The 22528-nt window shown below is 49.4% G+C and carries 12 protein-coding genes; 8 read left to right on the top strand and 4 right to left on the bottom strand.

The features are described from left to right. The first annotated feature begins 362 nt into the window (after positions 1-362). Entirely contained in the window at positions 363-1706 is a 1344-nt protein-coding gene (locus tag Pan54_RS16900; protein ID WP_242631355.1) for a dipeptidase, read from the top strand. Positions 1707-1875: 169 nt separating this feature from the next. On the opposite strand, the gene Pan54_RS16905 is transcribed toward Pan54_RS16900, so the two are convergent. The 3 genes from Pan54_RS16905 to Pan54_RS26595 form a co-directional block, all read right to left on the bottom strand. Then, on the bottom strand, positions 1876-3270 hold the full coding sequence (locus tag Pan54_RS16905) for a DUF1501 domain-containing protein (protein WP_146504602.1): 1395 nt from the start codon (positions 3268-3270) through the stop codon (positions 1876-1878). A gap of 46 nt (positions 3271-3316) precedes the next feature. After that, complete coding sequence (locus tag Pan54_RS16910; RefSeq protein ID WP_207310166.1) at positions 3317-5803, bottom strand: PSD1 and planctomycete cytochrome C domain-containing protein; 2487 nt, start codon at positions 5801-5803, stop codon at positions 3317-3319. A gap of 853 nt (positions 5804-6656) precedes the next feature. Continuing rightward, positions 6657-6779: a hypothetical protein gene (locus Pan54_RS26595; protein WP_261343182.1), complete on the bottom strand. Its 123-nt coding sequence runs from the start codon at positions 6777-6779 to the stop codon at positions 6657-6659. Between Pan54_RS26595 and Pan54_RS16915 the strand changes: the two genes are divergently transcribed. The 6 genes from Pan54_RS16915 (at position 6778) to Pan54_RS16940 (ending at position 20035) form a co-directional block, all read left to right on the top strand. After that, positions 6778-11199, top strand: a complete 4422-nt coding sequence (locus Pan54_RS16915; RefSeq protein WP_146504603.1) for a PVC-type heme-binding CxxCH protein — start codon at positions 6778-6780, stop codon at positions 11197-11199. The genes Pan54_RS26595 and Pan54_RS16915 overlap by 2 nt on opposite strands. Continuing rightward, entirely contained in the window at positions 11186-12715 is a 1530-nt protein-coding gene (locus Pan54_RS16920; protein ID WP_146504604.1) for a N,N-dimethylformamidase beta subunit family domain-containing protein, read from the top strand. Before Pan54_RS16915 ends, Pan54_RS16920 begins: the two co-directional genes overlap by 14 nt. A 129-nt stretch (positions 12716-12844) precedes the next feature. Further along, complete coding sequence (locus Pan54_RS16925; protein WP_207310167.1) at positions 12845-14323, top strand: hypothetical protein; 1479 nt, start codon at positions 12845-12847, stop codon at positions 14321-14323. Positions 14324-14781: 458 nt separating this feature from the next. Next, positions 14782-17043 carry a DUF1549 and DUF1553 domain-containing protein gene (locus Pan54_RS16930; RefSeq protein ID WP_242631475.1) on the top strand — a complete coding sequence of 754 codons (2262 nt, stop codon included), beginning with the start codon at positions 14782-14784 and terminating at the stop codon, positions 17041-17043. A gap of 52 nt (positions 17044-17095) precedes the next feature. Continuing rightward, entirely contained in the window at positions 17096-18424 is a 1329-nt protein-coding gene (locus tag Pan54_RS16935; protein WP_146504606.1) for a DUF1501 domain-containing protein, read from the top strand. A gap of 9 nt (positions 18425-18433) precedes the next feature. Beyond that, positions 18434-20035: a PPC domain-containing protein gene (locus Pan54_RS16940; RefSeq protein WP_146504607.1), complete on the top strand. Its 1602-nt coding sequence runs from the start codon at positions 18434-18436 to the stop codon at positions 20033-20035. 121 nt (positions 20036-20156) lie between these two features. On the opposite strand, the gene Pan54_RS16945 is transcribed toward Pan54_RS16940, so the two are convergent. Beyond that, complete coding sequence (locus tag Pan54_RS16945; protein ID WP_146504608.1) at positions 20157-21500, bottom strand: (Fe-S)-binding protein; 1344 nt, start codon at positions 21498-21500, stop codon at positions 20157-20159. A gap of 124 nt (positions 21501-21624) precedes the next feature. On the opposite strand from Pan54_RS16945, the gene nadC reads away from it, so the two are divergent. Continuing rightward, positions 21625-22512, top strand: coding sequence for a carboxylating nicotinate-nucleotide diphosphorylase (gene nadC / locus Pan54_RS16950; protein ID WP_146504609.1), 888 nt, complete (start codon positions 21625-21627; stop codon positions 22510-22512). Positions 22513-22528 lie beyond the last annotated feature (16 nt).

The following is a 22528-nucleotide window of genomic DNA, read 5'->3' on the forward strand; positions in this document are numbered from 1 at the left end:
TAATTAGATTTCAATTGGAGGATATCGACTTCAAACTGCAGTTTGAAAATCTGATTTCAATTTGTCAGTCAACTCATTTAGTTTGACATGAAATATCTGGAAAGGCAAATGCGTAATAAATTCCGCTCGCATTGGGGATGGAGCTCAAGACAAGTCATGTCTGGATTGACAGGGGGTCTTTTCATAGGCAGACCGATCTCTACGAACTTTCGTTGTGGTCGGCAATTTCTCATAAGACAATCGATATCTTGATAGAACGGCTTGGTTAGCATCGTAAAACAAGTCTCTGAATTGATATCATGTGGAGGAGTCACTGCATGATTCGCAACGCATTTTCAGTGAGTTTACAGAGGGAAACACGAATGAAACGACGCACACTGATCCGATCGGCAATTGGTTTAACAGCAGGACTAATCGTAAATCGAACTTATGCCGGGATGCTGGAGTCGAAGATAAGCCAGGGCTCCAATCCCGAGGATCTTCTGTCTGAGAAACTGACACCGACGATGCAGCATGCCCGGGAGGTGGCTTTGTCGATTCTGAAGCCGACCAGTAAAGAACTTGAACGGGGATTGCGATTGCATGCTGAGTCGATTGTGTTCGACTCCTATGGATTCTCGCCTCGGGCAGCGATTGATGGGGACGCGATTGCACAGGCAATTGAAGCGGGAGCATCTGATGAGGAGTTGAAGGATCTTCGTGAAGAAATGACGATGACTCGGTATATTTCCGATCTTTCTGAAAGAAGGGAATATCTCGATGCCTGGCGGGCCTCGGGAGTGACCTGCGTTTTTCAAAATGCAGGGGAAGAAGGACAGGATCCACTCCGGTTGATCAAACGGCTGGCCCGCTTTACTTATGTGACCGATATGCTGAAATCTGTCGTCAGCAAAGCATCGAGCCCCGAGGAAATCCGAGAGGCGAAACGTGCAGGCAGGCACTGCCTGTATTTAACTGGAAATGGTGTTCCTCTCACACAGCAATGGAATTCCGTTCCTGATGAATTACGATACTTGCGGATCTTTTTTCAATTGGGCATTCGCATGATGCATTTGACGTATCAGCGACGCAATATGATTGGTGACGGCTGCGGGGAGACATCCAATGCAGGCCTGAGTGATTTTGGTCGCAGTGTGATTGCGGAGATGAATCGGGTTGGCGTGATTCCGGATTGTGCACACTCGGGCTGGCGAACAAGCCTGGAAGCCGCCCGACATTCCAGTAAACCCGTCGTTGCCAGTCATACGGTCTGTGCCGCGTTGGATTCTCAACCCCATGCCCGCAGCAAGCCTGATGACGTGATTCGTGCGATCGTTGATTCCGGTGGACTCATTGGCATTTGCTGTATCCCCCGTTTCCTGAAAGGAAGTGGCGACATTGCAATGCTACTCAATCATGTGGACCATGTGACTAAGAATTTTGGAGTCGAGCATGTTGCTATTGGCACCGATGTCGAACACAACTCACAATATGCTTCTGTGGAAAACAAAAAGGTTCCACGACAACCCCGTCAACGGGATGAATTTCGATCTCTCTGGCCAAATGATAACTTTAAGACGACATCAGAAATGACACAAAGCCTGGCTTGGACCAACTGGCCATTGTTTACTGTTGGGCTGGTCCAGCGAGGGTATCGTGACGAAGAGATTCGTAAGATTATCGGAGAAAATGTGATGCGTGTCTCTGAGGAATCATTGAACCTGTAAGGGATGCAAGAGCGATAGACCATATTCAAATGGTTTCTGCAGTCGCTTGGACACGTATTGTCCTAAAACCGCTATGCCTGCCCCTGTCGAACACTGCAGGTAATTTTTGAATATGCTCTTGAACTGACAGATGCACACGTAATGTCGCAATCCTTTGAGAATCGCTCAGTCAGGCAATGATGTCGTGAACGACGTGACCAGCGACATCGGTTAAACGGAAATCGCGTCCGGCATGGCGGTAGGTGAGATCCTCGTGATTGAGACCAAGCAGATGCAGCATTGTCGCGTGGACATCGTGAATGTGGACTTTATCTCGGATCGCATAAAATCCGTAGTCGTCGGTGGCTCCGTATTGAATACCGGCTCGGACTCCGCCACCAGCCATCCACATTGTGAACCCTTCAGGATTATGATCGCGTCCATCATGACCTGTTCCCTGGCAGGTGGGCGTTCGACCGAATTCGCCGCCCCACAAGACGAGCGTATCCTGCAGCAGGCCTCGCTGTTTCAAATCGCGTAGCAAGCCTGCAATCGGTTTGTCGACTTCAGCAGCATTTTTTTCGTGATCTTTGCGGAGATTTCCGTGTTGATCCCACTGTCGATCTGTGTTGCTGTGCGTCACCTGCACGAAGCGAACGCCGCGTTCTGCAAAGCGTCGGGCCATCAGGCATTGACGACCAAAATCGGCGGTGCCCGGTTCATTGGTGCCATAAAGTTCATGAGTCGATTGGGATTCTGTTGCCAGGTCGAGTGCTTCAGGCATTTGTGATTGCATGCGGAAGGCGAGTTCAAACGATTGAATTCTCGCCTCAAGTTCCGGATTTGGTCCCGTTGTGACTTGAAAGTTTCGATTCAAGGCTTGTGTCAGATTCAGTTGCTGGCGTTGCTGAACGGGACTGAGATGTTCGTTGTTGATAAATTTGACTCGGGCCTGTTCTGAAGTCTGACTGGCATTCCCCAAAGGAGTGCCAGAATGGGCTGCTGGTAAGAATGCAGAACTCCAGTTTTTTGTGCCTCCATGAGCGAGTGTCGGACAAATGGTAATGAAGCCGGGAAGATTGTTGTTCTCACTTCCCAAGCCATAGGTAACCCAGGACCCCATGCTGGGACGAACGAACGTATCGCTTCCGGTATGCAGTTTCAGACTGGCTCCCCCATGTGCCGGGTTGGTACCGTGGCAGGAATTGAGAATGCACAAATCATCGACACATTGAGCAACGTGCGGAAATAGTTCGCTGACTGCGATGCCACTTTCCCCGTATCGCTGAAATTTCCAGGGAGACGCGAGGAGTTCTCCCGTGGGCGCGAACTGCACGCGGGGCTTCTCAAAAGGAAAGTCCTTGTGGTCACTCTTTTGCAGCAGGGGTTTGTAGTCGAATGTATCTACCTGAGATGGTCCCCCTTTCATGAACAGAAAGATAACTCGCTTGGCCTTCGGAGCAAATTGCGGTAAACGAGTGCTTTGATCTGCCTGAGCTTCTTCTGCCAGCAACGAGTGCAGAGCGAGTGCACCAAACCCGGCACTGGAACTCTGGAGCATTTCTCGACGAGATAACTTGAACATGTCTCCGGCTTTCAATTCTGATTCTCAACATCCTGGACATTCAACTTTACTGAACGTACAAAAACTCGCTGGAAGAAATCAGCGACTGGCAAACTAACTGCCAGGCTTTTTTATTGTTAATTTGACCAGGAGACGGTTCTGTCTCCGGTGCATCAAACCCATTCAGATAATGAGTAATCTGCTGCAACTCAGCTGCAGAAGGGGGCCGGCTGTAGGCAAGATTAAAGGAGTAGTTGATGCGACCTTCACGGGAGGAGTGCTGCTGCAGGATTCGATCCGCCATCGCTGCGGACAATTCCGCGATGAGTTCGGAGTTCATCAGCATCAATGCCTGAGGTGCGATGGTACTGGTTTCGCGATTGCCATTGAGGACACTCGCATCGGTATAGTCAAAGAGTTGAAAGAAATCATACAAATGGTTTCGAACTACGGGGACATAAATGGAGCGTCGGCGAATATTTTCGTAGGACGCTTTGTCTTCAGAGGTGTGGTTGAAAAAATATGCGCGATTTTCAACCGGTAACAGGCTTCCTCCAATTTTCAGATCGAGCGTCCCGCTGACAGCCAGCATGGAATCGCGGATTGTTTCCGCATCCAATCGATGTAAATCGTATTTCCAATAATACTTATTCGCGGGATCAATTGAAGTATTTGTCGAATCGAATCCCGACTCCCGCTGATAAGCCGCAGAAAGCATAATCGTCCGGTGAATCGTTTTGATTGACCAGTTGGATTCGACCAAAGAAATTGCCAGCCAGTCGAGTAATTCGGGATGCGAGGGCTGTTCACCACGCAGTCCAAAGTTATCGACCGTTCCAACGATTCCCTTACCGAAATGCCAACGCCACAGTCGATTGACAATGACACGGGCCGTAAGAGGGTGATCATTTTGTGTAAGCCATTGAGCAAATTCCAGTCGCCCGCTTTTGTTCTTGGGCAATGAGACCTGTTCGAGTCCTGCCAGTACGAGCGGAAAGCGTCGTTGTACGACTTCGCCTAACGTTAAATGACTGCCACGCAAATGCACGGGGACATCGGTAATTTCTCCATCCTGTACACCCATCGCGGTGGGAAGTTGCGGATTCGAAGTTTCAAGATTCTTCAACTCATCTCGCATCGACTTCAATTCGGACTGCACCTCTTCAGGAAAGTTTTTTTCAACATCCTCCGGCTCCTCCGGATCCTCCAGATCCGTTTCTCCGGTTGGTTCAGGAAGGCTGTTTATTGTCGCCTCAACGAGTATTTCAATCCTCTTTTTCTGGTCACTGATTTTTTTCTCGTGGGCGGCTTTCTCCTGAACCTGAATTGGAGATGCAATTGAGTTTTCGTTCCATTTGGCAACCTTGGTGAAAGTTTGCATCGCGCGGGTGCTTTTCAGAATTCCCGCCATTGCGTAATAGTCTGCGTGTCCAATGGGGTCAAATTTGTGGTCGTGACAGCGGGCGCAGCCCAGAGTGAGTCCCAAAATTCCGCGGCCGATGGTATCGAGCTGTTCATCGACGATATCCATCTCCATCTTAGTCTCATCCACCTCGGCGAGCACCTTGGGACCGAGCACCAGAAAACCGGTTGCGATCAATCGTTCATTTCGCAGCTGCCAGTCATCCCCGGAGTCGATCAAATCGCCAGCGAGCTGCTCTCTGAGAAACTGATCGTAAGGCTTATCCTGATTGAACGATTCAACGACATAATCCCGATATCGCCAGGCATTGCCATGGGCAACGTTCTCATCGAGTCCATTGGAATCTGCATAACGGACAATGTCCAACCAGTGGCGGCCCCAACGTTCCCCATAATGAGGAGATGCCAGCAGGCGGTCGACTACTTTTTCAAAAGCATCTGCCGACTCATCCGCCAGAAAGTGATCGACGTCTTCGGGTGTTGGTGGCAAACCAATCAGATCGAAACTCGCGCGGCGAATCAACGTTCGTTTGTCCGCCTGCTTGAGCAGCGTCAGTCCCTGCTCACTCATCGCCTGTTGCAGGAAAGCATCGATCGGGTTTTGTGTATCTGCCGTTGACGGCACATTCGGTTTGACAGGAGGCTGGAAGGCCCAATGCTCTCGCCCTTTTTCCAGATCTATTTTTGCAGAAGCCTGAGGCAACTCAGCACTGCCAGAGTCTGGATGGGGAGCTCCCATTTCAATCCAGCGAGTCAAATCGGCAATCTGCTCAGCGGCGAGTTTTTCCTCGGGAGGCATTTTGAGATCGCTATCGCGATACGAGACCGCTGTCACCAGCAGGCTGCCTTGCGGTTTATGCGGCACTAAGCCCGGTCCGCCCTTGCCGCCATTCAGCATGCCCTGAAGGGTGTCGAGCCTCAGGTTTGATTCCTGTAAGTCTGCGCCGTGACAATCGTAACAATGAGTGGCCAGCAGAGGGCGGATTTTCGTTTCAAAAAAACGCAATTGCTCTTCGTTCGGCTCCACATTGGGTTTCACGGTTTGTTGAGCAACTCCGGTCCCGGCCAGCAGGCTGAGCATAAACATTCCCACGAGAAGACGCAATAAATAACTATTGAGGATTCTGGGCATGACTTCACGATGATCTGGAGGAATCCACAAGTGTGGAGTGCAGGAAGTTGAGCGCCTCGGCGAGAACTTTATGCTATCAATAATTACCATATTAAGCAAAGATAATTCCGGGGATGGACTAATCACTTTGGATTTTTAATTCCAGCTTCCTGCCGCATCAACAGCAATATTTCTTTTCCTGCTGGTCTGTTGAATCGTCGAATTGAAGATTCAGAGAGTGGCATGTGGCTCATAAAATGCTGGTGTCAAATGCGTTTGCTGAGTCATTAAACGATCCATTATGAAATCATTGTTTTAGATCCGATCTGCCAGAAAACAATTGTCAAAAAGAGATTGCGTTTGCAGGCAGCAACAGATTACGGCATTATTGACTTGGTAAGTTTATCGAATGAGAGTCCAGCAGGAGTAACTGAATACTATCGGCTGAAGCCAATATGCTTGAGCCGTGGGCTACGGACTGAAGTCCTGACGCCCACATACTCTGGTGAAATTTTCCAAATGGGACGAATCTAAAGGTTCGCCTGAAGGCGAGGGTTTTAGACCATTTTCAAATGGTTTCTGCAGTCGCATGGACATCAAATGTCCTAAAAGCGATGTGTTTGCTCCTGCTGAACGCTGCAGGTGATTTTTGAATATGCTCTAGACCCATCGTTTGGGAAATTAACGAACTCAAAGATTCGAGATTTACAAAAGCGGATCTCATTAGACATCGAGTTGATTTTCAAATATCGGAATTCGCGACCAATCGATCAATCCCACCTTTGCTCGCTCCATTGTTCTTATCCTCATTCCATGGAAATATCACCGTGAGAATTTTTACCGCTCTCCTCAGCACACCAGATCACTCTGAGATTCACCGTTCGGTCTGGCTTCGATCTTCCGTTGGATTGATACTCGCTTTGGGCTCTTTGTTTTTGAGCGAACCGGCTGTTGCGGCCAAATCGCCACAGAGTCGTCCGAATGTCGTATTCATCATGACGGATAATCATGGAGCCTGGACTCTCGGTTGCTATGGCAATCCTGATATTCGCACACCGCATATCGATCGCATGGCTGAGGAGGGAACTCTGTTCACACAGGCGTATTCCTCGAATCCCGTCTGTTCGCCCACGCGTGCTACCTACCTCACGGGGCTGATGCCATCGCAACATGGCGTGCATTGTTTTTTGACCGGAGGTGGATTGCAGACAGGACCGGATGCCCGTTGTACCCTCGATGAATTGACTTCGTTGCCGGAGATTCTCAAAAAGAATGGATACTCCTGTGGACTGGTTGGAAAATGGCATCTTGGCGGAAATCTTCATCCTCAAGAAGGCTTTGAGGATTACTGGATCACGATGCCCCATGGAGGCACGAGCACTTTTTATGATGCAGACATTATTGAAAACGGTCAGATTCGAAAAGAACCAGAGTATCTGACCGATTTCTGGACTCGCCATGCGGTTAAATTTATCGATCAAAATGCCAAAGCGGAAAAGCCCTTTTTTCTGTTCCTTTCGTACAACGGCCCCTATGCTTTGAGTCGACTGCTGTTGAGGGAGGGCAAGAATCGACATGCCGACTATTACGCCGATAAGCTTTTGGAATCATTCCCTCGTTTACCCGCGCATCCCTGGCAAAAGTACAATCTGGACTATCACAACAATCCCATTTCCATTCGGCGTGTCGCAACGGAAGTGAGTGGTGTCGATGATGGCGTCGGCACTGTCCTGCAGTCACTCAAAGATCATGGAATTGATGAGAACACTGTTGTCATCTTTGTTGCTGACCAGGGTTGGGCAGGCGGACAGGGAGGCTACTTTGGCATGGGCGATCACACGCGGCCCGTAACTGCTGACGATGAAATGATGAGGATTCCGATGATCTGGCGACATCCGGAAAGCATCACTTCCTCCGCTGTTTCAAACGTGATGGTGACGAATTACGACTTCCTGCCAACACTGCTCTCCTATCTGAACCTGTCTGATCAATCCCCGGTCGAGCATAAACTCCCTGGCAAAGATTTCTCAGCAGAATTGAAAGTTGCGAATTCACAGACCGCGGGCGAAGATGCCGTTTACTATGAATTTGAAAGTTTGCGATCAGTGCGGACGAAAAACTGGAAGTATGTGCATAGGCATCCCAATGGGCCGCATGAGTTGTACGATATGGTGAATGATCCTGATGAATTTACGAATCTGATCAGTGATCCAAAAACCGCAGATATTAAACAAGTTCTTAAGCAACAACTCGATTCCTATTTTCAAAAATATTCGATCCCCAAATACAATATGTGGCAGGGAGGGACTTCTCAGGCCCGTGTCTATGTGGGCATTGATGAAGAAACCGCTCAAGTTGAAGCAGTCCAACCGCCTCCACTCACAGAGGGATTCGAGCCGCAGAAGTTGCAGGTTCCCTCGGGATTTACCGTCGAACTCGCTGCAGGTCCGCCACTGGTCCAGCATCCGACATTTGCAACTTTCGATGATCAGGGACGGCTGTTTGTTTGTGAAAATGCTGGCGTCAATATGACGGCTGAGGAGTTAGAAGACAAATTACCGAACTCGATCCGACTGCTCGAAGATCTTGATCAGGATGGAAAATTCGATCGTAGTACAGTCTTCGCGGACAAGATGACCTTTCCGATGGGGGGGGCCTGGCATGATGGTGCTTTGTATGTCGCTTCTCCTCCCTACATCTGGAGATTGGAAGACACTGACAACGACGGTGTTGCGGATCGTCGTGAACAACTCGTCAGTCAATTCGGCTATAATGGCAATGCCGCCAGCATTCATGGTTGTGTCTCTGGCCCTGATGGTCGTTTGTATTGGTGTGATGGCTACCACGGACATCAATTCAAAGATAAAATTGGCAATGTCGTCAGTGAACGCAAAGGGTCCTACATTTTTTCGTGTCGGCCGGATGGTTCGGATGTGCGTATCCACTGCGGTGGAGGAATGGATAACCCCGTCGAAGTCGACTTCACCACCGAGGGGGAGATGCTGGGGACGGTCAACATCATGTACACACGACCGCGCGTCGATTGCCTCGTTCATTGGTTGCATGGAGGAGCCTATCCACATCGTGAACAGGTCCTGCAGGAACTGAAATCGACCGGGGATTTCCTGGGACCCGTTCATCGGTTTGGTCATGTAGCCATTTCAGGGCTGACTCGCTATCGATCAGGAACAATGGACTACCGCTGGCGTGATCAGTTTTTTGCCGCACAATTCAATGTTGGCAAAGTCGTTCGTATTGCATTGGAACGCGAAGGCTCGACGTTTCGAGCGGAGCAACGTGAGTTTCTCACATCGACCGACATGGAATTTCATCCGACCGATGTCGCCGAGGATGCCGATGGAAGTTTGTTAGTTGTCGATACGGGTGGCTGGTTTTATCGGGGATGCCCAACGTCACAATTCCCCAAGCCAGACATTCTGGGAGGGATCTATCGTATCAAACGGACAGGCATGACCACTCAAGTGGACCCGCGGGGATTGCAGATTGCATGGGATCGTCTCTCTCTGGCAGAAGTAATCAAGCTGTTTGCTGATACACGTTATTCCGTACGGGAGCGTGCAATCGCGGAATGTGTCAAACTCGGAGAATCCAGTCTGGACTCACTCGCCCGTGTGCTTCAATCTGGGGATATCTGGCCGCGTCAATGCGCGATCCAGGCGTTAACGGCTCTTGTTCCCGATCATCCTCAAGCGTATCCGGCAATTCGAGCGGCTCTTAACGATCGCGATGCCTCAATTCGGCATTCCGCCTGTCGTGCATTGGCCATCTACCCAGATGAGGCAGCCTTGGAGCAACTCGCGAAACGACTCAAAGATGATCAGCCACATGTCTGCAGAGTCGCAGCCCGCGCACTCGGTGCAATGAAAAATACGAAGGCGGTCGATTATTTGTTCAAAGCTTTGACACCGGAAAAGGATCGCGCTTTTGAACATGCTGTCATTTACGCTCTCATTGAAATCAACGATCAGACTGCGACACGAACGGGACTGGAAGCAGACTCGCCACAGGTTCGCAAAGCCGCGTTAATTGCATTGGATCAAATGGATGCTGGGGATCTAACGAGTGATGAAGTTGTCTCTGAAATCGCTTCCAACAATGAAGACTTGCAACGAGCAGCGATCCAAATTTATGTTCGTCATCCCTCGTGGACCAGTCAATCTCTTTCAGTGATCGAACAGCTACTCGATCAACAGGGAGAGGCTACAGAATCCTTGTCTGTACTCCGCGAATTGCTGGTGAGATCGATTAATCAGCCAGATGTTGCAGAACTTGTTGGCAATCGACTCTCTGACCCGCTCATCTCTGCAAAATTACAATCGCTGTTGTTGGAAGTTATTGCATCATCACAAAATATTCACGTCCATGAAACCTGGATTCCCCCGCTTGAAGAACTTCTGAACAGCTCCGACGCAACGGTCTTATCAGCGACGATTTCGGCAGTAACTCGTCTGGATGAAAAACAATTCCAACAGCGTTTGACTGAGATTGGCGAGGATGTTTCGCTTCCGATTCTGGTCCGGGTCTCGGCCTTGGAGGCGGCGACCAAGAGTCAGAGTCAACTGTCGGATCGCTCGTTCGACTTATTGCTCGACGTCGTTCAGGAGAGTCCGAAAGATGCCTATCTGGCTGCTCAGCGTATCGGCTCTGCGGCGTTAACCAGTGAGCAGTTACTGCGTGTTGCGAAATTGATTCAAAGAGCAAGCCCAACGGTTCTGCCAGAGTTGATACGTGCGTTCGCTCGATTGAAAGATGTCGATGTGGCCACGGCATTTCTGCAGGCGATGAACTCTGCTTCAAGTCTGGATACAATTTCTGCTGTCCAGTTTTCGGAAGTTATCAAAAGCTATCCTTCAGAAACGCTCCCCAACGCAAATGCCTTGCTGGCAAAACTCAAGCAGCGAGAGGCGATGCATGTCGAAAAGGTCGAGGCTTTCCTGCCTTATCTCAACGAAGGTTCTGCTGAACGAGGGAAGGCGGTCTTTTTCGGTAAAAAGTCCAACTGCGCGACCTGCCATCAGGTTGGAAGTCAAGGGAAAAAAATTGGTCCCGATTTAACGACGATCGGAGCCAGCCGCACGTCGCGTGATTTGCTGGAGTCGATCGTGTTTCCCTCCGCGACACTAGTCCGCGACTACGAACCATTCAGTATTCTTAAAGAAGATGGGAAAGTTTTGAATGGAATCGTCGTCCGGGAAACCGTCGATACGATTTATATCCAGCAAAAAGAGGGAGAGCCGGTCGCAGTCCAGCGGGATGAAATTGAACTGCTGTCCCCTTCGACGGTTTCAATAATGCCAAATGGACTTGACCGAGTATTAAGTCAGACAGAACTGGCAGATCTTATCGCCTACTTGCAAAGTTTGAAATCAGGAGAACCAGCTCATGCCTCTCGATGAGTCTTTTTACAGCCGTCGTCAAATTTTGAAAAGCTCGCTGGCTGCGTCTTTTGTTGCCTCAGCTGCGACCGCAAAGGCCGCGACTGGTACGAGCAATTCTCCGGTCGCTCTGGAGAACAGCAAACCAGGAGACCGTGACTGGCAGTTAACACGAGTTCGCATCAATTCGGGACAATATCGGACTTCGCTCATCGAAGGGTATTGCTCTGAACAATCGATTTCTGCGGGGGAGAAACTTTCGATTTTCGTCAGCACCGATCCCGCGCGAATGTTTACTCTCGATATCTATCGTATGGGGTATTACAACGGAGCCGGGGCGCGAAAATTGGCCAGCTATGGTCCGTTGCGTGGTGCTCCGCAACCAGTTCCCGAAATGGGCGAGGCTCCCGCTCGGCTACGTGAATGTCAATGGGCACCGAGTGTCGAGTTCACAATTCCGTCTGACTGGTTGAGTGGAGTTTATCTCGGGAAGCTGACGACGATTCCGGAATCGAAATCGGATCCCTACTGGCAAAGCTATGTGATATTTATCGTTCGCGATCAGCGACCTGCCCAAATATTGTTTCAATGCAGCGACAATACCTGGCAGGCTTATAATCGCTGGCCCGTTAATGAATCGCTGTATACACATCCTGACGGAGCCCACGCGCCGAATGTTGCGGTCAGTTTTGATCGTCCGTATGGAAAATACAACCAAATATTCGATCACCCTCTTTCTGTCGGTTCCGGCGAGTTCCTGCTCTGGGAATATCCGCTCTGTTACTGGTTGGAACAACACGGCTACGATGTGACCTATGGGTCAAATCGCGATACTGTCGATCCCGCCTTCATTACCCGTTGCCAGAATTTCATCAGCGTCGGACATGATGAATATTGGGATATTGCTCAATACCATGCTGCAGAACAGGCCATTGATGCAGGTGTGAATTATCTTTGGCTGTGCGGCAATTCGGTCTTTATCGTTTCGCCTTTTGAAGCAAGCTCGCAGGGTGTCCCGCAGAGGATCATTTCAAGAGCCGGTTGCTATGGACCGCTCCGCGATGATGAAATTCAATCGTATGCCTCGTTGTTCGCAGGGCTGACGGACAAAGCTCCAGACGAACGCAAGATCATTGGAGCACGCAGCGTGGTTCCGTTTAATGGAGGCGGAGACTGGACCTGCGTCAATCCCCAACATTGGTTATTCGCAAATACCGGAATAAAACAGGGGGATTCCATTCCAGGTTTGGTCGGCTGGGAACATCATGGAGAACCAGATCTGGAACGAGATGGGCTCGAAGTCCTCGCGGAGGGAACGATCTGGTCGGGCGGAGTTCGAGAGGGACATTATGCAGCCACAATCTTCCCCGGCCCTAAAGGGAACTTCGTCTTCAATGCCGCCACGATTTTCTGGGCACAGGGGCTCTCCTCACCGCCGGGACATATCCTGCCCTGGTCACACGGCAGTCGCCCTTCCGGTCCCGATGTTCGAGTCCAGCAAATGACAAAAAACCTTTTAGATCGAATGAGAGAATAGAACCAGTCCAACAACAACTAGATGGCCTAGCCATCACAGTTGAAGGTGGCCGCTGTTTTCAGAGACTCATTTTGAAGCAGGGCTATCCATTCCAATCAAATTACAATACTTCAAGAATTGTTATTCCTAATGCGAAATTGTCTCTTCATTTTTACATTGCTTGCCACCCAATTCACAGCCGTATTTCAATATTCTTTAAGTGCGGCAGATGACGTAATCCATATCGGCAGCCGTCGAGAATTACTGGTCGATCATTACCTGATCGACCACCTGAAAAATGTTCGTCTCGTACTCAATCGCCCGCGCGATGAGGGTGTGGCATTAGAGTTTGACAAGCCTTGGGAGGGGCTGTTCTGCGGATACTGTACGGTCATCAAAGATGAGGAATTGTACCGACTCTACTACCGGGGCAGTCCGAAAGTCGGAGCAGATGGGAATCAAAACGAAGTCTACTGTTGTGCGGAATCGAAAGATGGAATCTCATGGACGAAACCAGAACTCGATCTCTTTGAAATACCAGGTCATTCGAAGAATAATATCATTCTGGCTGATGCTGCTCCGGTGACTCACAATTTCTGCCCGATGCTTGATACTCGTCCTGGAGTCCCAGCAGGAGAGCGATATAAGGCAATCGGTGGGACGATGACCAGTGGTTTGATCGCGATGACCTCAGCTGATGGTCTTCATTGGAAAAAACTCCAGGAAGAACCAGTGATTACGACAACCATGGTTCCCTACAATTACATGTTCGATTCGCAGAATCTCGCCTTCTGGTCTACCCACGAAAATAAGTATGTCTGCTACTTTCGTGTTTTTGAGGGAGGAATACGTCGCATTTGCCGATCGACCAGCGATGACTTTATCAATTGGTCTGAACCAATCCTGATGAAGTACCGCAATCCGAACGGCGAGGCCCCGATTGAGCATCTTTACACAAATCAAACGCATCCCTACTTCCGGGCACCGCATTTGTATGTCTCAATTGCTGCTCGATTTATGCCGGGGCGACAAGTACTTACCGACGAACAGGCGAAAGCGATCAATGTCTCTCCAAAATACTTCAAGGATACTTCAGACGCGATTTTGATGACTTCGCGTGGCGGTAGTTTCTACGATCGAACGTTTCCAGGCGGATTCATTCGTCCCGGAATTGGTGCGCGTAATTGGGTTTCGCGGACAAACTATCCGGCGCTGAATGTTGTACAAACCGGTCCTGCGGAAATGTCTATTTATTTAAATCAGGATTACGCCCAGCCGACCTCACACCTGCGGAGATACTCGATTCGTTTGGATGGATTTGCATCTGCCCAAGGGCCATATGCTGGTGGAGAATTGCTGACCAAACCACTGACATTCACTGGTGGTAAATTGTCGATTAACTTTGGGACTTCAGCAGCAGGTAGCATTCGTGTTGAGATTCAAGATCCCTCCGGCAATCCGTTGCCAGGCTACTCGCTGGCTGATTCCGATGAGCAAATCGGAAACGAAATTGAACGTGTGGTCACATGGAAACAGAGCAGCGATGTCTCCTCACTTTCTGGGAAACCTGTTCGACTCCGATTTGTGATCAAGGATGCTGATCTGTTCGCTTTCAAGTTCGGAGATTAGATTCAGGGACTTAATCCGACCGATCTGAACAGCACTTGAGCAGTTCGATCAGTAGAATTGCAGGGGTTATTCAATCTGGATCATTTGTAATTCAGTTTGCAGTTTACGGTAGCGGCTTATTGATGGTTTCAACCCGGTTAATCCAGTCAATCACCCGCTACATATATGCAGGAACGGCTATAAATGCAGTGTGCCTTCGCATGTACGATGATTGCCATGAAGCGCAATGTTTGCTCAGACAGGGCGCAGAAAATCAATTTGGAAACGCTCAAGCACTTAGCCTACGATTCCCAGCGTAAGCTCAGTCTACAGAAGTTCTGGTTTTACAATGGTTTCTCTTGTATTATCGTCTATCCAGTCTTGACAAGCCTGAATAACGATTGAGAATATATGGATGCAATTTTAATTGCTCCCTCCTTTCAAACTCACCTGCCTGTTAATTGGAATCCTCATTTTTGATGAATCCCATTTGCTCACTGATGGAGCTGAATAAGAGTCAACTGAGGTTGAACTTTATCGCTCGTTTTCTCGTGATTGTGATCGCCTCGAGCGTTACTGGTGTTTTCGATTTGCCGACTTCACATGCGGAATCGCCAGAGCAAAACTCAGGGATTGATTTTGATCGAGATATCCAACCGATTCTCACACGTTACGGTTGCAATTCGGGAGCGTGTCACGGCAAGCAACGTGGCCAGAACGGGTTCCAGCTTTCTTTGCTCGGTTTTGATTCCGATTTCGATTATGACGCACTCGTCAACGATTCCCGTGGCAGACGCATCACCCCGGCTCGCCCAGACGAAAGCCTTTTCTTAGCAAAACCTGCGGCTAAATTACCGCACGGTGGTGGATTGATCTTTTCGGCTGACGATGCCGCGTATCAGATACTCAAAGAATGGATTGCTTCTGGGATGCCGCGAAGTATTCCTGGGACACCGGATTTATTACGGGTCGAAGTCAATCCGATTCAAACCCGATTTCTGGAGAATCGAAGTGAGTCACTTCAGGTGACCGCATTCTATAGCGATGGCTCAAAAAGAGATGTCACCGACTTTGCCACTTATCAATCCAACGAAAGTCCGATTGCAGCCGTTGATGAACATGGAGTTGTGACTGTTGGAAATCTGACGGGCGAAGCTGCAATCATGGCGCGGTATTCCGGTCATTTTGCCGTTTTCACCGCGTCGATACCTCTCCCGGAACCGATAGCCGAAAGCGAATACAGTTCCCTGCCGATTAATAATGAGATTGACCGACTTATCTGGGGCAAATTGAAAACATTGAATGTGCGTCCTTCAGAAGCTGCAGAGGAACATAAATTTCTGCGGCGAGCCTACATTGATATTGTCGGACGACTGCCAACGGCCGAAGAAGCATCCCGTTATTTGAATGATACTGCCCCTGGAAAAGAAAATGCTCTGGTGGATCACTTACTGGCCGACCCCGAGTATGCGGAACACTGGGCCAATAAATGGGCTGACTTATTGCGACCTAATCCATATCGGGTCGGTATCAAAGCGACCATGAGTTTTGATACCTGGATCCGCGATGCGTTTCGTAGAAATCAGCCTTACGATGAGTTTGTCACGGAATTGATCACGGCTCAAGGGGGCACATTCCGGAACGGAAGTGTGACTCTGTTTCGAGACCGTCGATCACCTGACGAGTTGACCACGATTGTCAGCCAACTCTTTCTCGGCGTGCGACTCGAATGTGCGAAATGTCATCACCATCCATTCGAAGTTTACGGACAGGAAGACTTCTACAGCTTCGCGGCTTACTTTGCCAGATTAGGACGAAAAGGAAAGGGAGTCTCACCACCCATCTCAGGTTCTGAAGAATTTATTTATGTCAGCGATAAAGGAGAAGTCAAGCATCCCCTGACAAACGAAGTTCTCCCTCCCAAGCCATTGTACGGCAATGCAGAAGCCATTGAAGAAGATCAGGACCGGCGCGTTGCTCTGGCGGCATGGATGACCTCGTCTGAAAATCGGAAATTTGCTCAAACAATGGCGAACAGAGTATGGGCCGACCTGATGGGAAATGGACTGGTGGAACCGGTCGATGATTTACGTGCGACCAACCCGGCCAGCAATCCGGAATTGCTCGATCATCTCGGAGAATATTTTGTTGAACACAATTTCGACCTCAAGGAATTGATCCGATATATCATGTCTTCGCATGTCTATCGATTGAGTTCTCAGCCGAACCCCACCAATGCGTTCGACACTCGTTATTACTCCAGAAGATACCGAACACGACTTCGAGCAGAAGTGATGCTCGATTCTGTCTGTCAGATCACGGGCGTTCCTGAATCATATTCGGCCATGGCTCCCGAATCGCGGGCCAAGGAACTTTGGACGCATCGGATTTCCTCCCTGTTTCTGGATGCCTTTGCCAGACCAGACCCGAATCAGGATCCTCCCTGTGAACGCATTCCCGACTCGACAGTCATTCAAACTCTTCACATGATGAACTCGGAGAACCTCTCGAAGAAAATTTCGGCTGACATCGGATTCGTCAAACAGTTGTCAGAGAGCGAGAAATCCCCAGAGGAATTGATCGACCAGCTCTATCTTTCTGCTTATTCCCGATATCCCGATTCCGGTGAAAAATTACAGGGACTCGAATACCTTAATCAATCTTCCGAAAACCGACGAAAACTTATTGAAGACTACCTTTGGGCACTGCTGAATACTCCTGAGTTCGTCTACAAAGACTAAAAGCATCGTACAACGCAATCCCCCTTGAATAAGAGGCTGTAAGGATTCAGACATGTGGAATAAAAACTGCCAGGGAATCAATCGAAGAGATTGTCTTCAACTGGGCGTGAGTACGGCCCTGGGCATTGGCTTTGCCGATCTGCTCAAGCTTCAATTACAGGCAGCAGATTCGCCTGACCGTCTGAAAGCCAAAGCGAAAAGTTGTATTCTAGTCTGGCTGGATGGAGGCCCGACACACTACGAAACCTTCGATCCTAAGCCAGAAGCTCCCGTCGAGATTCGTGGAGAATATCACACCATTGATACAAAAGTTCCGGGGATTCAGTTCTCTGAGCATATGAAAAAACTGGCGGGAATCTCTGATAAGTTTGCTGTGGTACGCTCCATTCGTCACAATCAGGGAAATCATGGAGCGGGCAATCATTACATGATGACCGGTGCTCCCCCTCGGATTCCTGTTGGATGTGGTGCGTTTGTCAGTTTTCATCCCAGTCTGGGCTCGGCTACTGCTCATGCACGCGGACATCAGAATGGGTTGCCTTCATATTTCTCAATGCCTTCCATGACACGCTCGGGCGGGCCAAGTTTCCTTGGCGCCCAATATGCCCCGTTTGTTGTTCCTAGTGATCCTAATAGCAAAAATTTCCGGGTCCGCGATGTCGCACTGCCTGCAGGACTGGACGACCTGCGATTTGGACATCGTCAGGATTTACGAAATCTGGTGGATCAGTTGCCCCGCTATACGGAAAAATCTGTTGGAGATCCCGCTCTGGCTCTCGATGAATTTTATTCACAAAGTTACGACCTGATGTCCTCAGCTGCGGCTCAGGAGGCATTTGATATTGGTCGAGAAGAAGAAACTGTACGATCCCGATTCGGTCGGCATCCCTTTGGTCAGCGGGCTTTGCTCGCACGACGACTTGTCGAAGCCGGTGTCCCTTTCATTACCTTGAATGAAGGAGGTTGGGATCATCATCGGGATCTATTCAAAACCTGCAAAACCCGCCTGCCAACACTCGATGCCACCGTCGCCACATTGATTGAAGATCTCGAAGAGCGTGGCCTGTTGGAAGAAACTCTGGTTGTCGTACTGGGAGAATTTGGTAGAACGCCAAAAATCAATAAAGATGGCGGTCGGGATCACTGGTCGAATGCGATGTCTGTCCTGATGGCTGGTGCTGGTATTCCAGGTGGAACAATTGTTGGCGCCACTGATCGTCAAGGATATTCTGCCAGCGAGAGAGTTCTTTCCCCTGAGAATTTTGTTTCCACAATTTATAGCAAACTGGGCATTGACCCCAATCAAATCCTCTATACGCCTCAAGGCCGCCCGACACACCTGGTCAGCAATGCCGAGACAATTAGCGAATTAATGACATAAAATGATATCATGATATATCTTTCAATGACTTACCTCCGGGTCCTGTTCGTGTGTTCTGGATTCTTAACCTTATTCCTGAACCCCACTTCAGGCATTCTGGCACAGTCCCCAGCCGTGACTGGCCTGTTCCCTTCTGGCGGACAATCAGGGACGAAATGTGTCGTCAAGTTGCAGGGAAAGCCTGGGAGTTTGCCGTTAAGCATCTGGGTCGCAGATGATGAATTACTGCAGGCGGAACTCAATGACACAGCGACCGAATTGATATTGAATATTGCCGAAGAAGCAGCCCCTCAATTGACATGGATTCGCTTTTACAACGCATCTGGCAGCAGCGACTTAATCCCATTTCTCATTTCAAAGCTGCCTCAGGTGGAGGAAAAGGAGCCGAATCAATCGATTTCGGAAGCTCATCAAATCGAAACACTTCCGCAGATTGTAGAAGGCGTTTTGAGCAAGTCGGGAGAAGTCGACACCTTTGCGGTAACCTTGAATGCCGGTGAAACGTTCATCGCTTCGCTGGATGCTCATGGTTTACTCGGGTCACCAATGGATGGAGTCCTGCAATTGCTGGATCATCGCGGTTTTGTCCTCGCTCAAAACGACGACGACCACGGATTCGACCCCTTACTGAATTTCATGATAAATGAGACGGGCACATACTATGTTCGCCTGTTTGGTTTTCCGTCCACACCCAACAGTACTATTAATTATGCAGGTGGAGCAGACTATCACTATCGTTTGACGCTCACGAATCAGGCTTTTGTGGCTTATCAGTTTTCTGTACAAAGCAATCAATCGACCGTCAACAAGGTTGAGGGTTGGAATCTGGAACGGACCAATTCGAAACTGGCTCAGTTGATCCGACCGCAGCTTGCGTCTGATAGCAAACAACCGTTGAATTATCCAGAAACATTCCCCGCAACACTGAGTCTTCCGGAGTCTATTTTTGGCGTTATCGACAAAACAGATGCACCCCCTCATTATCAGGTCACCCTTAAAAAGGGGGAGATAATTCGACTTCAGGTTCTCTCTCAATCTCTCGGCTCTTTCCTCGATCCCGTACTCACCATCAAAGATTCCTCGGGGAAACTCATCAAGGAATTCGACGATATCGCAAAAACAAATTTCGATATCGACACCGCATGGACTGCACCCCTGGATGAAACTTATACATTTCTCATCTCAGATCGATATCAAAGTATTGGCCCTCGAAAATTTTATCAATTTCGAATCGAACAGGATCAGCCTCGCTTTCGCTTGAGTGTGTCCGAAAATCACTTCAGCCTCACGCCAGAGAAACCTCTGGAGGTCAGCATCAACGTGGAGCGTTTGGGGGGATTCGAAATGCCGATCACCTTCTCGGTTGATGGACTTCCAGATAACATCACGTATGAATCGATCCCGTCCGAACATAAGCAGAAGACTGAGAAAAAAGTCACCCTCAAACTTCTTGCAGCCAATGTAACGACAAGTTGGAATGGCCCCATTCAAATTTCTGGTCACCCAGAGGCCGATGAGAGCAAACGCGTTTTGGCAGTTGGCCCGACAAAACTTCCAGACGTAACTACGAATCAACTTTGGTTGACACTCGTCGAGCCTGCATCAAACTGAAGTCGATCTTTCGAGCTGAGGGCTAAAGACGACTGCAGCTTGCAGTAGCAGCTTTTTGATGATTTAAGAATCATTGCCTGGAAAAGGAACATCTTCCACAGAATCGCGGTGACTGCGGGGGCTATTGCTTCAATTCTTCCAAACTCAACTTTCGTTGACTGGCGTCTATTAGTTCGACGGGATGCAGGACAGGGATTTTGAGTTTGCGTTGTTTCAATAATGCCTGTAGTTGAAGTGAACAACCGACATTGGCCGAGACGATCACATCGGGATTTTGTTCGAGGATATGATCGAGTTTGCGATTGCCGAGTCGATCCGACATATCCGGCTCTACGAGATTATAACTACCAGCCGCTCCGCAGCAGATATTCGCTTCCGGAATCGAAACAATCTCCAGACCGGGTATTTTTCGCAGCAGTTCGCGAGGTTGCGATTCGATTTGCTGAGCGTGTCGCAAGTGACAAGCATCCTGATAGACCGCCCGCACAGGTAACGGACCTCCAGGTGGCTCAATATTCAGTTCGGACAGAAATTCATTAATATCCCGAATCTGCCCTGCAAACTGATTCAAGTCATCCGCATCCCCTGCAGAATACTGAGTCAGATGTCCATATTCCTTGAGCATCGCCCCGCAACCAGCCACATTCACCAGAATGACTTCAACGCCAGCCGTTTTGAAGGCTTCAATATTAGTGCGGGCTCGCTGGAGGGCCACATCGGTATGACCGGAATGATAATCCATCGCTCCACAACAGGATTGAGCATGCGGCACGATCACATCGCAGCCCGCTTCCTGCAACACGCGAACCGTCGCCCAGTGCAGCGAGCGAAACATGCCGTCTGCGACGCAGCCGAGAAACAGTCCCACCTTGCGACGAGCCGGCCGTTCGTGAGCATCGATCCGTTCGGGGAGTGGACTCTCGTACGGTTTCAACTTCGGCAACATGCGATGCATTCGCTGCAACGGAGTCGGCAATAACTTGACAATTCCAGTCGCATCAATCACTCGATCCAGCTTCAGCCACTGCATCAGACGCGTCGGCCACAGAATCCGTTCGAGCCGATGTCGGTTCGTGAACAGATCTCTCAGGATATATTTGTCGAACCAGGATTCTTTGTGATCGGGATCATTCGCCAACTGCTTCTGATGATCGGAATTTCGAAACGATTCGATCAGCTGCCCATACTGCACACCGGAAGGACAAGCGGTCTCGCAACTGCGGCAATCGAGGCATAAATCGAGATGCCTGCGGGCTTTTTCAGTCAATTCGATTCGCTGCTCTTCGATGCCTCGCATCAAATGGATTCGACCACGCGGTCCATCGTTCTCGTTGCCTGTTTCCAGATAAGTCGGGCAGGAAGATGTGCAAAGACCACAGTGAATGCAGGTCAATAAGTCTTCATGAGAGACGTAACCGGCAAACTGAGGCGTTGTAGGATCGGGGTTTGAAGATGTGCTCGTCATATCCAACTCAGTTTAACGTCGCTAAAATCCAGGTAACAGGGACAGGAATAAACTTGCCGCTCCCTTTTCAATTGATCATTGTTTTAAAAGACGATAACAACCTGCCTGCGAAAATACAGAGACCATGCCACAACAAACGAATCATCCCTCATGGGAAGCCGCCGAACAACAGGCTGCCGAACGTCTGATTGTCATCGCACTCGAAGAAGACTTCGGCCAGCGGGGTGACGTCACCTCTTTGATGTTTATCGATCCCGCCCGAACTGGCCGGGTGCGAATCGCGACTCGGAAGCCAGGCCGAATCGCCGGGGTTCCGATCATTCCACTGGTTCTTCAGCAAATCGATCCCACAATAAAATACAAATTGGATGGTGCAGATGGGGATGAATTGCAGTCAGGACAATCGATTGCAGTTCTCGAAGGAGCAGTGCAGAAAATTCTGATGGCCGAGCGAACCATCCTGAATTTTATGACTCACCTGAGCGGTGTGGCGACTTTAACAAGTTCTTACGTTGCCAAAGCCCAGGGAACGAAAGCACAAATTCTGGATACCCGCAAAACATTACCTGGTTATCGCCTGCTGGAAAAATATGCGGTCCGATGTGGTGGTGGCTGTAATCACCGAATGGGACTCTATGATGCGGTGATGCTTAAAGATAATCACCTCGCTTCCATGACCCACAAAGCTCCTGCAGAGTTGATTTCCTCTGTGCGGGAAAAGTTTGCAGACATTTCGATCATCATCGAAATCGATCAACTCGATCAGATGCCATCCGTCCTCAGCTGGAAACCCGATGTCATTCTGCTGGACAATATGTCGAATGAAGACATGACCAAAGCCCTAAAAATACGTGATCAGCATAATAAAGATGTCTTACTGGAAGCCTCCGGTGGCATCAATTTGCAAACGGTCGCAGCCATCGCAAACACAGGAGTCGATCGAATCAGCGTCGGAGAACTAACACACTCCGCCCCGGCTCTCGACTTAGGCTTCGACTGGATCGAACGATAACTCATGCTGCAAAGTT

This window comes from Rubinisphaera italica, from assembly GCF_007859715.1.
GTDB classification, from domain to species: domain Bacteria; phylum Planctomycetota; class Planctomycetia; order Planctomycetales; family Planctomycetaceae; genus Rubinisphaera; species Rubinisphaera italica.